Origin of the sequence: Colwellia psychrerythraea 34H (assembly GCF_000012325.1) — a bacterium.
Classification (GTDB): Bacteria; Pseudomonadota; Gammaproteobacteria; order Enterobacterales; family Alteromonadaceae; genus Colwellia; species Colwellia psychrerythraea_A.
In genome coordinates, this window is the sequence record NC_003910.7 from 3,851,468 (window position 1) to 3,868,085 (window position 16,618).

The 16,618-nt window shown below is 37.0% G+C and carries 12 protein-coding genes and 1 pseudogene; 7 read left to right on the plus strand and 6 right to left on the minus strand.

Going from position 1 to position 16,618, the window contains the following annotated elements:
• Nucleotides 1-18: 18 nt before the first annotated feature.
• The gene (locus CPS_RS16560; protein WP_011044455.1) at nt 19-798 is read left to right on the plus strand and encodes a sugar phosphate isomerase/epimerase family protein; all 780 of its coding nucleotides are present in this window, start codon (nt 19-21) and stop codon (nt 796-798) included.
• 112 nt (nt 799-910) lie between these two features.
• On the opposite strand, the pseudogene CPS_RS23490 reads toward CPS_RS16560, so the two are convergent.
• Nucleotides 911-1,818, minus strand: a pseudogene (locus CPS_RS23490) (glycoside hydrolase family 3 N-terminal domain-containing protein); the annotation flags it as partial.
• Nucleotides 1,819-1,987: 169 nt separating this feature from the next.
• On the minus strand, nt 1,988-3,256 hold the full coding sequence (locus CPS_RS16575; RefSeq protein ID WP_041737111.1) for a sugar MFS transporter: 1,269 nt from the start codon (nt 3,254-3,256) through the stop codon (nt 1,988-1,990).
• A 277-nt stretch (nt 3,257-3,533) separates the two neighbouring features.
• Between CPS_RS16575 and CPS_RS16580 the strand changes: the two genes are divergently transcribed.
• From CPS_RS16580 to CPS_RS16600, 5 genes are all read left to right on the plus strand, one after another.
• Complete coding sequence (locus CPS_RS16580; protein ID WP_011044459.1) at nt 3,534-4,865, plus strand: GH1 family beta-glucosidase; 1,332 nt, start codon at nt 3,534-3,536, stop codon at nt 4,863-4,865.
• A 45-nt stretch (nt 4,866-4,910) separates the two neighbouring features.
• A complete protein-coding gene (locus CPS_RS16585) occupies nt 4,911-6,446 on the plus strand; it encodes an MFS transporter (RefSeq protein WP_011044460.1) in 1,536 nt (511 codons plus the stop codon).
• Nucleotides 6,447-6,512: 66 nt separating this feature from the next.
• Nucleotides 6,513-7,841 carry a glycoside-pentoside-hexuronide (GPH):cation symporter gene (locus CPS_RS16590; RefSeq protein ID WP_011044461.1) on the plus strand — a complete coding sequence of 443 codons (1,329 nt, stop codon included), beginning with the start codon at nt 6,513-6,515 and terminating at the stop codon, nt 7,839-7,841.
• Nucleotides 7,842-7,918: 77 nt separating this feature from the next.
• Nucleotides 7,919-8,920, plus strand: a complete 1,002-nt coding sequence (locus tag CPS_RS16595) for a LacI family DNA-binding transcriptional regulator (RefSeq protein WP_011044462.1) — start codon at nt 7,919-7,921, stop codon at nt 8,918-8,920.
• 57 nt (nt 8,921-8,977) lie between these two features.
• Nucleotides 8,978-9,970, plus strand: coding sequence for a glucokinase (locus tag CPS_RS16600; RefSeq protein WP_011044463.1), 993 nt, complete (start codon nt 8,978-8,980; stop codon nt 9,968-9,970).
• An 897-nt stretch (nt 9,971-10,867) separates the two neighbouring features.
• Here the strand turns inward: CPS_RS16600 and CPS_RS16605 are convergent.
• Nucleotides 10,868-11,785, minus strand: a complete 918-nt coding sequence (locus tag CPS_RS16605; RefSeq protein WP_011044464.1) for a helix-turn-helix domain-containing protein — start codon at nt 11,783-11,785, stop codon at nt 10,868-10,870.
• A 117-nt stretch (nt 11,786-11,902) separates the two neighbouring features.
• On the opposite strand from CPS_RS16605, the gene CPS_RS16610 reads away from it, so the two are divergent.
• Entirely contained in the window at nt 11,903-13,267 is a 1,365-nt protein-coding gene (locus CPS_RS16610) for an MATE family efflux transporter (RefSeq protein WP_011044465.1), read from the plus strand.
• Between the two features lie 68 nt (nt 13,268-13,335).
• Here CPS_RS16610 and CPS_RS16615 read toward each other — a convergent pair whose 3' ends face one another.
• The 3 genes from CPS_RS16615 to CPS_RS16625 form a co-directional block, all read right to left on the minus strand.
• Nucleotides 13,336-13,848 carry a tyrosine-protein phosphatase gene (locus tag CPS_RS16615; protein ID WP_011044466.1) on the minus strand — a complete coding sequence of 171 codons (513 nt, stop codon included), beginning with the start codon at nt 13,846-13,848 and terminating at the stop codon, nt 13,336-13,338.
• A gap of 59 nt (nt 13,849-13,907) precedes the next feature.
• Nucleotides 13,908-15,530, minus strand: a complete 1,623-nt coding sequence (locus CPS_RS16620) for a glycoside hydrolase family 30 protein (RefSeq protein WP_238383553.1) — start codon at nt 15,528-15,530, stop codon at nt 13,908-13,910.
• Between the two features lie 134 nt (nt 15,531-15,664).
• On the minus strand, nt 15,665-16,444 hold the full coding sequence (locus CPS_RS16625; RefSeq protein ID WP_011044468.1) for a sugar-binding protein: 780 nt from the start codon (nt 16,442-16,444) through the stop codon (nt 15,665-15,667).
• Between the last annotated feature and the right edge of the window lie 174 nt (nt 16,445-16,618).

The following is a 16,618-nucleotide window of genomic DNA, read 5'->3' on the forward strand; positions in this document are numbered from 1 at the left end:
CACACAGTTGAGAAGTCTATGAAAAAAACACCTAAACTCAGTGTGCAACTTTGGTCTGTCAAAGATGCCATTAACCAAGACTTTAATGGCACACTTAAGACGTTATCTAACATGGGTTTTGACGGTGTTGAGTTCGCCGGTGAATTAGGCTCATATGCGAATGATGCCAAAGCATTAAAACTCTTTTTAGATTCAATTGACCTAAAAGCCAGCGGCGCTCACGTATCTTTTGAACAATTGGATCAAGACAACTTTCAAAAAACTGTAGATTTTTATCATCAATTGCAAGTTGATACCTTGATCATTGGTTTGGATGACAGATCTTGGCATCCGCAAGGTATAGAAGAGGTGGTAAAATTACTCAATCAACTTGATACAAAGCTAGATCCTTATAATATAAAAACCGGTTTTCATAATCATGAACACGAATTTGATAACTTTAAAGGCACTACTTACTGGGACTATCTAGCCATGAATACTAAGGATTCCGTCGTATTACAACAGGACGTAGGTTGGACAACATATGCAGGTAAAGATGCCGTAGAGTATGTTTATAAGTACCCTAATAGAAGCTTTACCACGCATTATAGAGTATGTATTCCCGAAGGAGTTAAAGGTAAACAACCTATTATTGGTCGAGATACAATTGATTGGCTGAGGCTGTTAAAGGCTAATATAAATGTTGGCGGGACAAAATGGATAGTTGTTGAGCAAGATGTATACCCCAATGGCATGAGTTCTTTAGCAGCAGTTGCCTTGTCTAAAAATGGATTAGAGCAATATATCGATAAACTTTAATAAACCTACCGGTTAATTTTTATTTTGTTAGCTACAATTTATTGCGTTATTGACAAGAAATATTAGCTTGTTCAAGGCTATTAGGTCGAATATAAACATCAGTAAAGTCTATATTTAACGGACCTGGCTTTTCAAAAAAGGCCGGTTCTGAATTTAACACGCAAAATTCTGCTAACGGTATCATCAATACGCGTTTGTGCAATTTCACCACTGTTAACTTGTGCAAGAGTACTTTCATAAAGTATTTTCCAAGTATCCATAGGTACCATAAAAATATTTAAAGCTGCATTTATCGCTTGTGGACAACTTTCATTTGAACAGCCTTTCATTTGTCCATGACCATTCCAGTCACCAACAACAAAACCGTCAAAACCCATTTATCTTTTAAAAAATCCGTTAATAAATATTTATAGCCATGATTTTTTACCATGCCAACTGTTGAATGAAGCCATCACAGATTGAGCGCCCGCGGTTAAACCACCTACATAACCTTGGCCATGTACATCAAGTAATTCTTGCTCCGATGAGAGAGTATTACCTTGATCGCCCCTAAAGCAATATTATGAAGGAACAAAGTAGCACCAATAACATTCTTATGTCCGTGCACTGCATCTCTGCCCCACACAGTAGAAATTCGATTACCATCTAAAGAATCATCGATTGATGTTTGATACATGGTCTCAGCTAGGTTGACCCAATCATCATGCGTGGCATGTTTATCATTATTAGGAAAAGCGCCACCGCCATTTAAATAAGACCCAAAGCCATATTTACGCATATCTTCAACCGTGATATCTCGTATTTCGGGTTGGATCATTTATGCTACTTTTTGCTCAAGCGTCATTGTGCTTAATAGCGAGACTATTTTCCTTCATTATCAGCATCAGTTTTAACGGCTATATCAAGTGTCGGCCAGATATCAATGTTAGATGAAGCTATTGAGACTTGTGATGACCCAGCTGTTTTATCCTGCTTTATGTCCGTTACTTGTTTTTGTTTATTTCCATTACAGCCAGCCAACTAACCAACCAACCAACCAACCAACAAATAAAGATGCCATAGCCATGCAAAGTATGCTGGCACCTGGACTATTTTTTATCTTTTTTTCATTATGTTGTTTCTTGTTTATTTTAATTTCTAATTTTGAATTTTGAATTTTTAATCAAAAGGTTAAATAGATAACAATTTATTAGTTGGCAATCGCTTTTACTTTACTGCCTGATAGACCGTAATAAGCAATAAAAAAATAGCAGAATATAGGTAATAAAAAGGCAGGTTGTACACCAATATTGTCTGCTAAAACACCTTGAAAAAGAGGAATAATTGCACCGCCAACAATTGCTAAACATAAGATACCCGAACCTTGACTGGTATGCTTACCTAAGCCTTGAATGGCTAAACTAAAAATTGTCGGAAACATAATTGAATTACATAAACCAACAAGCAAAATTGCCACCATGGCAAGTGTACCTGAAGAGAATACAGCAACTAAAATCAATATAACGGCGAGCGTTGCGTTAAAAAATAGTGCTCTACCCGCAGCAACTTTTTGCATAACAGCAGCACCAATAAAACGTCCTACCATAGCTCCTCCCCAATAATAAGCAATATACTTTGCTGCTTGGTATTCTTCTAAACCAGCAATCGAAGGCTCGGCAAAAAAGCTGACCAAAAAGCTACCAATAGCAACTTCAGCACCAACATAGACGAAGATACCAACAGCACCGAGTACCAAGTGACGATATTGCCATGCACTGCCACTATCCTCTTGTTCATCTTTTTGAGCGTCTTCTTCGACCAAGGATAAATTGGGTAATTTTAACCAAGCAAAAACGGCAGCCAGAACTAATAACATAGCTGCTAGAAAAACATAAGGCATTTGAACTGATTCTGCTGACGTTTGGGGCGACAGGGCATCAGCTGCTTCATTTAAAATTAGAAAGGCGCCAAAAAATGGTGCTACTGTTGTGCCTAAAGCGTTAAACGCTTGTGTCATGGTCAAACGAGATGATGCAGTTTTAGCATCACCTAACATACTTACATATGGGTTAGCTGATACTTGAAGTAAGGTAATACCACTAGCCAATATAAATAAAGCCATCAAGAAAACGGGATAACTATGCATAGATGCAGCAGGATAGAAAAATAAGCAACCAATAGCAGCGATGAGCAGCCCTAAAACAATACCTTTTTGATAACCCAGCTTTTTCACGATTGCGCCTGCGGGTAATGAAAAAAGGAAATATGCACCAAAAAAGCAAAATTGTACCAACATAGCCTGACTATAAGATAAATCAAAAACGCCTTTCAAATGCGGAATTAAAATATCATTTAGACACGTTATAAACCCCCACATAAAAAATAACGACGTTAATGACGTTAGAGCGAATGCAAAATTTTTATTGTCTGGCATATCGTTCACCTGATTAAAAGTACCTGAATTTGAATGCGTTGCCATAATTCCCTCTTCTTAAATTACTTTGTTGTTATTACTTAACTTGTCACTGACTAATAAAATATAAATAAACCGTTATATTTCAATACTTTAAATAAATTTAAATTGAAATACCATGAAAATGGTTGACCTAAGTCTTATAAAGCTCTAACCTAAATGTAAGCGCTTACATCCATATTAAAGAGCATCCAGATACATTTATCAACCTTTTTTGTAAGCGCTCACATAAAAAAAAGATAATTGCCAAAATTAATTGGCTTAAGAAATAGGTATTTAGTTAATGACTGTCAAACTGACTCTACCCACTCAATCTAAAATGCTTTCAAAAGATTTTGTATACGGTGTAGCAACCGCTTCATTTCAAATTGAAGGTGGAAAAGCATCAAGACTTCCCTGTATTTGGGACACTTTTTGTGACACACCAAATACAATTGCTGATGGGTCAAATGGTGAAATGGCTTGTGATCATTTCAATCGTTGGCAAGACGATATTGAATTAATTGATTCAATAGGTGTTGATGCCTATCGGTTATCTATTTCATGGCCACGCGTAATAACAGAGTCAGGTGAGCTAAACCAAGAAGGTGTCGCTTACTATATGAACATTTTAGATACGCTAAAGTCCAAACGTATTAAAGCATTTGTTACACTATATCATTGGGATTTGCCACAGCATCTTGAAGATAAAGGTGGCTGGTTAAATCGAGAAACCGCATATGAATTCAGAAATTACGCTAATTTAATTTCAAAGGTTTTTGGTAATCGTGTTCATGCTTACGCAACACTAAATGAACCTTTTTGTAGTGCCTTTTTAGGATATGAAGTAGGTACTCATGCACCGGGTATAATCGGAAAAGAATTTGGCAAAAAAGCAGCGCACCATTTATTACTTGCTCATGGCTTAGCAATGGAAGTATTAGCTAAAAATAGTCCTAATACGTTAAATGGTATCGTACTTAACTTTACGCCTTGTTATCCTGAATCGGAATCTTTAGCTGACATAAATGCTGCAGCCTTTGCAGATGATTATTTTAATCAATGGTATATAAAGCCATTGTTTGATGGCAAGTATCCAGAAATCTTATCGACACTGCCAGCTGCCCATCAACCTGATATTCATGAGGGGGATATGGCAATCATTGCTCATTCTATGGATTATTTAGGTGTCAATTTCTATACACGAGCGATTTATCGCGCCGATGTTGATGAGCACTTCTTACAAATAGATCCCCCAGAACCTCGTACAGATATTGGTTGGGAAATATATCCCAAAGCCTTTACCGAACTCTTAGTTTCTCTTAATGAAAAATACAGACTCCCCCCTGTCTATATCACTGAGAACGGTGCGGCAATGGCTGACAAGATTATCGATGGTGTAGTAAATGATCAAGATAGAGTAGATTATTATCAACAACACTTAAATGCCGTTAATGACGCTATTGAACAGGGTGTAAAAGTTGATGGTTATTTTGCCTGGAGTTTAATGGACAACTTTGAATGGGCTGAAGGTTATTTGAAACGCTTTGGCATTGTTTATGTCGATTATGAAACACAAGTAAGAACAATTAAAGCTAGCGGATTTGCTTATAAAGCGTTAATAACGAATAGATAACTGAATGTATTAGCTAAGAATTGCAGTTAAATGATAGGAAACCAAATGACTAAACTCCCCTTTTATGAAAAAGTAGGTTACGCCATGGGCGATGCTGCAGCTAATTTAGTTTGGCGCGGTGCTTTAGCTTACTTAGCCGTATTTTATACTGATACTTTTGGTTTAACCGCTGCCGCTGCCGCCATGCTATTTTTGGTGGTACGTTTATCAGATGGTGTAACCGACATAATAATGGGTATGATTGGCGATAGAACCAATACTCGTTGGGGAAAGTTTCGCCCTTGGATATTATGGTCAACACCTTTTTTAGCCTTGTTTATGGTACTAAGTTTCACTACTCCTGACTTAAGTTATAGCAACAAACTTATTTATGCTTATGTAACCTATATCGGTTTGACGCTTGCATACACAGTAAACAACGTACCTTATTCGGCGTTAATGGGCGTGATGACGCCAAGTGATACAGAGCGTACTAGTTTATCTGGCTTTCGTTTTGCTGGTGCCTTTGCAGGTGGTTTGCTTGTAATGGGTTTTCTACCTGACTTAGTTGCCTATTTTGGTGAGGGTAATGATGCCATAGGTTATCAATATAGCATGTACTTATTTGCCGCAATTTTGATAGCCTTAATGTTAATTACTTTTGCGAGTACCAAAGAACGTGTTACGCCAAACACTGATGAATCAAGTAATTTAAAATCTGACTTGCTCGATTTAAGTAAAAACCTACCTTTTATTGTTCTACCACTATTAGCGATGACATTATTCTTCTATTACCGTGATATTTATAGCGGCATATTTTTTGTTATTATCATGGGCTCCATGTTAATTCTCATTAAGAGGTTAATCAAAAAAACACCTAAAAACTTAGGTGGTACTCAAAGAGATATGGTGGACTTACTTACCAATAAACCTTGGTTAATATTACTCGGCATTGGTTTTCTAACTATGATGTTTAATGGCATTAAATACGGCACTATTGCCTACTATTTCAAATACCAAGTGGGTGATGAACTCATGGCAGGGAAATACTTTATTGCCTTATTACTCGTTTCTATATTAGGCGCATTATCAACAAGTTATTTATCAAAAAAATTAGGTAAACGACAATTATTTATTGTCTCACTTCTGCTAAGTGGTTTGCTTACTACTGCTTTTTATTGGGTACCTAAGGGCAATGTTAGTGCTATTTTTGCTTTAGGTTGTAGTGCTGAATTTTTTGCAGCCATAATGCCAACATTATTCTTTACCATGCTAGGTGATTCAGCGGATTACTCTGAATGGAAAAATGGTCGCCGTGCAACCGGCCTCATTTATTCTGCTGGAACGTTCGTGCAAAAAACCGGCGGTGGTTTTGCTGGTGCACTAGTATTGGTTGTGCTTGCTGGCTATGGCTATGATGGCATGGACAAATCAACTATCGCATCGTCACTGCCTGGCATGCAATTATTAATGAGCTGGATTCCAGCTTCCTTTGCCTTTGCTGGCGCTGCCTTAATGATTTTTTACCCGCTAACTTGTAAGCAAAATCAACAAATTGGTAATGAATTAATCCTACGTAGAACACCTTTAGCTGCAGCTTAATAATTTTCAATAGTTTTATTTTAAGCTTACATGAACAAATTTAGATGATAAAAAAGTGGGATATTAATGATTAGTGTAAGAGAAAAAATTGCTTATGGTTTAGGTGATACTGCCAGTAATATAATCTTTCAAACGGTAATGATGTTCTTATTACTGTTTTACACTGACGTTGTTGGTTTATCTCCTGCTGTGGTTGGTACTATGTTTTTATTCGTACGACTAATCGATGCGGTTACCGATCCAATCATGGGCAACTTAGCCGATAAAACCCGCACTAAGTGGGGACAGTTCCGTCCTTATCTGCTGTGGTTAGCGCTACCTTTTGCTTTGATCAGTATATTAGCTTTCACCACACCCGACTTAACCGGTAATAATAAAGTTATCTATGCTTTTGTCACTTATACCCTTCTTATGATTGCTTATACGGCAATCAATATTCCTTATTGTGGTTTAGGTGGTGTTATTACTGCTGATGCAAAAGAGCGAGTCACGGTACAATCATATCGTTTTGTATTTGGTATGTTAGGCGGCGTCATTGTTGCAGGCGCAACTATGCCAATGGTGGAATGGTTTGGCCAAGGCGATACTGCAAAAGGCTACCAATATACAATGGTCGCAATGAGCAGCTTAGGCGTCGTCTTGTTTTTGTTATGTTTCTTAGGAACAAAAGAACGAGTAAAACCACCAGAAAACCAAGACTCATCGATGAAAGAAAATCTGCAATCATTATGGAAGAATGACCAATGGCGCATATTATGTATTGCTTCTTTTTATTTACTCACGGGGCAAGTTTTACGCCTTACCCTTGCTGTTTATTATGTTAAGTACTTTCTCGGGCGCGAAGATTTAATCACGTCATTTTTAACACTAGGCGTAGTGGCAAGTATGATAGGTTGCGCGGTAGCACAGCCGCTCGCTAAACGTGTATGTAAAATAAAAGCCTATATAGCACTGCAAAGTTTATCCGCAGTTATATGCCTAGCGAGTTTTCTTATTTCCCCCAACCAAATTATTCTTGCGTTTGTCGCCTTTATTTCTTGGAAGTTTTTTCTTGATATGGCTTCACCACTACTGTGGGCAAAAATGGCAGATACCATTGACTATGGTCATAAAAAAACAGGTATTAGGGTAACAGGCCTTGTTTATTCTGGCGTAATATTTTTTATCAAAATGGGTATTGCTATTGGTGGTGCACTTGCTGGATGGTTATTAACTTTTTACGGTTACCAAGCTGATTTAGAACAGAGTGAGGCTACCAAGCAAGGTTTATTATTATCATTTACCGTTTTACCTGCATTAGGTTCATTTGCTGTAGCTTGGGTAATGCGAAAATATACCTTAACCGAACAAAGAGTCGTTCAAATACAGGTAGAATTAAGCACGGAGACTAAGTAACTTATTGACGAATATGCTAGAATTTTGCCGTTACTACTCAAATTATTTACAATTTAATTGCACAACCTAGGAATAACATGGCGACAATATACGAAGTTTCAAAACTTGCTAGAGTCTCTTTAGCAACCGTTTCTCGTGTGATAAATAAAAGCCCACAAGTTAGCGATAAAACACGCCAAAAAGTTATGGATGCGATGGCAGAGCTTGGTTACCGTCCTAATTCTATTGCGCAATCATTAGCATCAAACAGAACCAATAGTGTGGGAATTTTAGTGTCAGAATTACATGGTCCATTCTTTGGCCAAATGATGGCTGGCATAGAGTCCGAATTAAGAGCGGCGGGCAAACATGTCATTATTACCACTGGGCACAGTGAAGAAGATAAAGAGAAAGACGGTATCGAGTTTTTAATTAGCCGAAATTGCGATGCTATTATTTTGCATGTAGAAGCGGTTAGCGATGAATACCTCATTGATTTGTGTAAAGGCCACACACCAGTTTATTTAATGAGTCGGTACGTCGATGAGATCAGTGAAAATTGTATTAGCTTAAATAATGAATTAGGTGGATATCTTGCCACCCAATCAGTAATAGAATTAGGTCACTCTGCTATTGCTTATATCGGTGGACCACAATTTAAAGCCGATTCAAAAGACAGATTAGTAGGTCATAAACGAGCATTAGCAGAAAATAATATTTCTTTTAATGACACCTTATATTTTGAAGGTGACTTCAAAGAAAAAGGCGGTAGCGACGGTTTAAAATACTTCAATGAGAGTAATAAAGGATTTAGTGCATTAATTTGTGCCAATGATGAAATGGCTTCAGGCGCGATAACTTATGCCCGAGAGCAAGGACTTTCTCTACCTAGAGATCTATCCATAATAGGCTTTGATAATATCATTTTTGCACGCCATACCTATCCCAAACTAACGACGATAGACAATCCGGTAAATTCGATGGGGCATATGACTGCGAAATTGGTGTTAAAAAATATTTATCAACAAAAGAATATCTCTATTACTCACTTCTTTGAGCCGACACTTATCACTAGAGATTCCATTATTTCCAAAACTTAGCGCTACGGTCATTACAGTTAAAAAATAAATACATTTGAAAGAGAAGTAACACAAAAAATGAAAAATTCACAAGATACTCAAGTAATTAATTTAGTGGCTGATATTGGTGGTACCAATATCAGACTAGCAATCACTGATAAAGACAATAATATCAACGAAATTAAGACTTATCAATGCAAGGACTTTCCACATTTAAGTAATGTGATTTATCATTATTTAAAGGAAAATGGCTTACTTAACTCCCAAGTTAATGCTTGTTTAGCTATAGCTTGTCCTGTTGATACAGACTCAATCTCAATGACAAACTTGCCCTGGAAGTTTTCACAAAAACAGCTTAAGGAAGAGCTTAAATTACATAGTTTAACGCTAATAAATGATTATACTGCTATTGCAATGGCTATTCCGTTATTGAGTGATAAGCAAAAAGTAAAAATTGGCCACGGCGAAGCCGAAAATAAACAGCCTATTGCGGTATGTGGCCCAGGAACTGGTCTCGGTGTTGCTAATTTAGTAAACATTAACAATCACTGGTACTGTTTAGGTGGCGAAGGGGGACATACCGATTTTGCACCGGTAGATGAACTTGATGTAAAAATATTTCAACAATTAAAAACAACTAAAAAACGACTCTCTTATGAACAGTTACTTTCTGGCTATGGATTAGAACAAATATACCAAGCATTAGTAATAATCAATAATCAAGAAGCGACAAACGCTGAGCAAAGTAAGTTATCCGCTAAAGAAATTAGTACTCAAGCAATAGCTGGAACTTGTCCTATATGCCAACAAGCGTTGTCACAATTTTGCAAAATTTTAGGAAGCTTTTCGGGTAACTTAGCATTAACCACGGGCTCTTTTGGTGGCGTGTACATAGCGGGTGGCATAGTGCCTAGGTTTATCGATTATCTGAAAAACAGTGAGTTTAGAGCAAGGTTTGAAACTAAAGGACGTATGTCTCATTTAAACGAGCAGATACCTACTTACATCATTACCGAAAGCCAACCAGGATTACTCGGTGCGGCTGCTTACCTTAATCAAGTTTTCCCATAGTTCAAGTAAGCAGTTGAACTATAAAAATAAAAAGCTCAAGATTACTTGAGCTTTTTTATTACAAAGACTCGATTGTCAAAGCGACTTAAAACGGCATTTTCATCCCAAATGAAGGTACCTTGATTATTTGTTATTAACTATCATTAGATCTCGTTTTCATTGACGTAAAAAGTATTATTGGTATTCAAATTTCATCATTATTAATCTGCAAATGCCCCCCTATTTGTCCCCTAAAAAAACGGCTCAAACTATTTAAATCAAGTTGCTACTGGCGAAGAGAATAACTTAACGATTCGTATTTATGGTGAAAAATACCGCGTAGAATGGCAACAACAAGAACCTAAAAGCGTGATACTAAAATGGTTAAAGGAGCCAATACAAATACTAAGAACGGGTGGTAATCATACCTCATTACCACTAGCTAATATTCGCACGCCTATGGAACACCCTGAAGAATATTTAGACGCTTCGCTGATATATAACATAACTCTTCACAAGCGGTAAGAGCCTATCAACAAGGTAAAGATGCGAGTCCTCATACATTCGATTATCCGGGTATAAATGACGGCGTACACGGTATGGCAATAATTGAAGGGCTGGTTGAAAACCATCAGTCTGATGAAAAGTGGCTCACAATAAACAACTAAGTGGAGTATATAATATGAAACAAATTCAAATTCCAAGTTGGGACCCTCTATGTATGGATCTCGCCAAGACAGCTAAACTAGTAGTCAGGATTATTGCGTTGAACTAACAGGTACCGCAGCAGAGTTTGATTTAACAATTACCTAACTTTCTACCCACTTATAAGGGCATTTTTTACCTTAAGTTAATGACATTTCCCTTTACGAGATAGAACTTAAGAGCTCTTATAGTAATGATTGTTATACATAAAAATTATCTTTTCTCACCATTTTCAATGTCATTAGATTGAAAATTATTAATCTGTTCCTTACGCCAGCGACCAGGGCTTAAACCATAGTCTTTCTTAAAACGGTGAGCAAAGCTTGCACTATCGCCATAGCCTACTGTGTCAGCTATTTGGTCTAAATTATATTGGGTATAACGAAGTAAGTAGCAAGCATATTCTAAGCGAGTGTGAGTTAATAATTTGATTGGTGTCATTCCCATTTCTTTCTTACATAAACGAAAAAAATGCGGCTCAGACATATGCATTTCTGCAGCTAATTGCTTAACAGTCCAAGACAGTTGTAATTGCTTATTTACACGTCGTATTAGGGAGTGAAACTTTTGTTGTTGCTTTGTTAGTTGTTGCCCCATATTCAGTGTTTGCGCAATTTGATAAACTAAGACTTCTACTAAGCGCAATATAATATCTGACTGATAAATACTTTCACCGTGTTGGAATTCTCTAATAAGTGACATTGTTTGATACAGTCGTTCCGCATTTATACTGGAATAAACTGAAGGATGTAGTTGATGAACAAACTTATATTCAGAGCAATCATGCAATAACAACCAACACATTTCCCAATATTCACCCGAAAGTTCATACAAAAAAGGAGTTCCTGCTGGCAGTAAAACAATACTACCGGGTTTAACTAAATATTCGTTATTACCAAGCTTGATCTTTCCCTCTCCTGCATGAGTAGAAATTAAGTAATGAACATGCCCGCTGTTATTTTCATTATTTAAACAAATATTTCCTTTACCTGTTTTTCCAATTTTATACTCTGTTTGTAAATACGACATTCCTGCAAAGGCTATAAGACTAGCTGCTTGGCCTGGTAATTTATCAAAATTAATGAAATCCTCTATACAATCAGGATGAATATTTAAAATATCTTGCCACATAAAATTACCAAAAGGATAGTTTTAAACATGATACATGACAATTTCACTTATGTTTATTTTATCACTATATTTTATAATTCTATGCAATATTCTAGTAAACTATAATGACTAAAACCAATGAGTAATAATGAACCTTCATCATTAAAGCAAAGTATTAAATTAGCTTGGCCTATCTCTTTACAGAGCATATTGGTCACCATGCTAGGTATGAGCGACATTATGATGGTGGGCCACTTAGGTGATACTGCCGTCGCTTCTGTTGGGCTTGGTAACCGAATTCAATTTGTTTTTTTAATAATCTTAGCGGGACTTGCCTCTGGTGTTGGCACTTTATCTGCGCAGCACTTTGGTGCAGGGCAAATAGGTGTGATTAGACAAATAATTGTTAAAACGCTTGTCATTGCTGCCGGAATATTACTGCCTATATTACTGATTACCTTCTTATTCGCTGGCAATATAATGGGTATTGCCACAACAGATCCCAGCGTTATAAACACAGGGACCAGCTATTTGTGGTTAACAATGCCTAGTTTGATTTTTGTTGTCGTTGTGATGATATTTGAAAATGCCTTAAGGGGACTTGGACAAGTAATTTTCCCTATGTTTATTAGTATCATCGCCATTATTACTAATATTATTTTAAACTATTGGTTAATCAAAGGTGGCTTAGGTATAGAGCCAATGGGTGTCATTGGGGCTGCTTTAGCCACACTGCTTGCTCGAGCACTTCATGCTTTATTAATACTTACTTACTTAGCAAAAGTTAAGCACAGTATTTTTCCAACAACGTTCTTTTGTGCTGATTTTTATAACAAACAAGCGTGGACTAAATTACTTACCTTAGTTTGGCCAATGATGTTGAGCTTTGGCGTTTGGTCTTTAGGCACTTTTGTATATCAACTGATATATGGACGAATTGGTACACAAGAGCTTGCTGTCATGAGTCTATTAGCCCCTATCGAAGGTTTACTCGTTTCGTTCTTTTTCGGCTTCGCTTCCGCGTGCGCAATTTTAGTTGGTCAGCGTTTAGGTAAAAATGAGTTTTCAAATGCATGGTCTTTAGCCAAGAACTACGCTATCAGTGCGCCAATCATTACCTTTTTACTTGCGTTAATATTACTCCAATATCAATATTTGGTCTTTATGCCATTCAGTAATTTATCATCAGAAACAATCACATTATCCCAAGAAATTTTGGTATTGATTTGCTTTGGAACCTGTTTAAAAGTATTCAACATGACTATTGCTATGGGGATATTGCGTGCTGGAGGTGATAATAAGTATTGTATGTTCATAGATATATCGGGGATGTGGATAATAAGCATACCATTAACATTTATGGCAGCATTCTACTTTATGTTACCCCTGTATTGGGTCGCTCTCATCGCTTACTCTGAGGAAATAATTAAAGCAGTTATGTTTATTTTCAGAATGAAAACTAGGCACTGGTTAAAAAACCTAACCGCTGAAAGTATGGCGTAGTTGGCACTACGCTTAATTAACTTAACGCGGTTACTGTCCTTTACTATTAAAAACCTTTTTAATAGTAATCAAAACTTATCTGCCGAGTTTTTCAACTGACTATTTAAATAGTTAATTTGCTTTTGAATTCTTAATGCTTTGGGTTTTATTAATTGTACTTCTTGTTTAATTTTATCTGCTGACCAGCCAAGTTGTAATAGTAATAAAGAAATAACAGTGCCTGTTCGTCCTGTCCCCCCCTTGCAATGTACAGCTACCACCCCTTTATTCTTAATCTCATTCAGGATTCGATCTTTCTTCTTTTGCCACTCTTGATGAAACGCCTCTTGCGGGGCTTCATCATCAATAATGGGGAGTTGTAGCCACTGGATCTTATATTTATGGCAAAGCAGTGGCAGCTTAATGGCATTATTTTCTAGCATTTCTTTATCAAACATTAGGGTAAGCAACATAGATACGCCCTGTTGCTTGAGTTGCAGTATTGACTGCTCAAGGTTAACAGCTTTAGTTCCGGGGCAAGGTGTAAATAATAGCTTTGCCCCATTTGACAGTGCTAAGGTTTCGAAGGGATGTATATTCATTAAATTTTCTCACATTTAATATATACAAGAGCATTTAGTATGCTCTTGTATATAAGCACTTATAATTGAGCTTGAATTGTTTGAACAGAATTAGCAGGAATTGACACTTCTACAAATTGATCACCAATTTGTAGTGAAAAGTTAATAGCTGCTTTGGTTGTGTTTAACAATTGTGTACTAACTAAATTGCTTTTACTCATGGCCGCACTTGCATGCAATGCATCACTATCTAGCCCAGCTAATTGAGTTTCTACTTGCAATGCTTTATCGCCAGGGCGGATCGTTCGACTAAACTGAGCCAGTACATGATAAATTGGCGTGTAATACACCTCTCCCGTTTCAGTATCTATCATAATCGGTGCACCACAGAAGTTTCCAACATGATTAGGTCCACCATTACTATCGAGTACAATGTTCCAATCAATCCAGCCTTCAAGCCAGTGATCTAAACTCACAATAATGTTTCGGGCATAACGATGCACTGGTGTATAAATTGGGTGTTCTTCTGGCTTTGGTGCCCATGTCGCGGTATATGCCCAATCGGTCGCATTTTCATTCCACCAAAAGTTATCATTATTAAACCAGTTAGACTCTTTAAATCGGATGGGATCTAAAATACCTTCTGGTGCATCTTTACCTAAATCATCAATGGTGCCTTCTGTGTGAATAATCGAAAACTCGGGGAATTTATTATGAACGCGGTCAAAGACTTCTTCGTTAACCTTATTTGTACTTTCATACCAATGAACCGCCGTACCATAAACATACTGAGCCGTTTCTTTATCCGCTAATATTTCATCTGTCCAATGCTCCATTTCATCACGATTTTGATCATAAATGAGTAATTTTACCTGCTCATGAGCACTTACTTTTAATTTTGGTCCCAAATGATCTTTAATAAAAGCACTTTGTGTTTTAGGCGTGAAATGCATACTTTCCCACTGACCACTATTACCATGAGGTTCATTTACCGGAGTTAGTCCCCAAATATCAATGCCTTCTTTTTTATAGGCATCAAGGTATTTAATAAGGTAATCAGCATACGTTGCTCTATATTGCTGCTTTAATTCCCCACCTGTTCCCTGATGGTTATTTTTCGCTGTAGGTTTAATATAATAGTCTTCAATGTCTTTCATCCATGGTGGTGCTGTCCATGCTGATGCTACTATTCTTAAATCTTTATCACTTTGTTTACTTTTAATTTCATAGGCTTGTTTGATCATTGGCAATAAATCGAATTGCTCATCTTTAATACCTGCATGGTCTTGCTGTTTAAAACCATCTTGATCAACAGCGATACTAAAAGACGAGAGTGCTACATCATCTTTAACTGGTGCATAAGAATACTTACCATCCACAGCAAAGTCTGTCGCGCCAATATGAGTTCGAGCAATGGAAAAATTAGCCCCTTTTTCACCATAAATATTTTCCATGACTTCTGCTCTTTTTTCTTTGCTTAAATGCGCAAGAACAAAAGCAGAAGATTCGGTAAAAGAAGTACCAATACCCAATATGTTCTGTTTAATAATATCAGGTCTAATGGTAATCACTTTGCCTTGAGCTTTACCTTGTTGAAAGGTCAAGTTTGGCTGTGGTGAAACTTTAGCACCCGCCTCACTCGTTAACAGAATTTCACTTGTTGTTGATAAATGATAACTAATTTCTTTCGTCTTGTTATTCACTTGAGATCCTTGATCTTGAAACATACAGCCAGTCAACGTTATAGAAGATATGAGCCCGATGAGTATCGCTTTGTTTTTCATGACTCACTTTCCACTATTTAAAGATTTATTAATGGGTAATTTAGTTAACCTATCTACTTGGATAGAATTAACTTGCCAAACATGCCCGCATCTTTCCAACCACGGTCAGGCGATTTACCTGCGGCTGATTCAGAGCCAATAAAATTTTCTCTTAGTTCGCTGCCATCGTTATCGCAATAAGCAACCATTAAGCCCATGACTTTACCTGCAAATAACTCAATAGCTTTATTGTTATCGTCCTTTCCTTGTAGAACGTCCTGGTAATTATCTTGATAGATCTCAATGCCTAGCTCCCAGAACAGCTTGTTACCCTGCTGTAACCAACGGCTTTCAACATGGTGTGAATAACTTTGAGCAAGTTTATTTGTCCCTATATCTATCGCTTGATTGTCCAAAGACATATGGTAGGCAAAAGCATTATGGTTATACTGATGATCACCGCCAGAGAAATCTTCGTCTAAAAATATCTCTAACGTGTCATCATCCCAATACTGAGTTAATGGGTCACGATGGGTATCAATTAAAATATCATCCACAATTTCAGTCAAAATATATAACTTGGATTTGCTCCAAACAACTTTGTAGCGGCCTTGAAAGTCTTCTTTTGAAAACTCTGGACCTAACCAACGTTGGTCTAAGTTTTGCCATTTAGCTGATTGCCATATACTTTCGTCAGCGATCCCATCAACTTTAATCGCTTTTCCTGCGTAAGGAGCAAAATATTCTGTTCGTTCAGGAGCATGAGACTCTTTGGAATATGCACTGTGAGCCTGAAAAACAAACAACATAAAAAGTGTTGTTAAACTAACATTTAGAACTTTTATTTTTGTCATTATTATTCTCTCTTTTAGTGGAAGTTCATCCCCAAGACAATCCCTGAAATTAACAACCTGATGATTCATCATCTAATGATGATTTCAACAAGACAACTGTATTACGCTAAAGCGGATTAATGCTGCGGTAAGTTGGAAAGTATGCAGGTAGTTATGTGTATAGACATAAAAAAG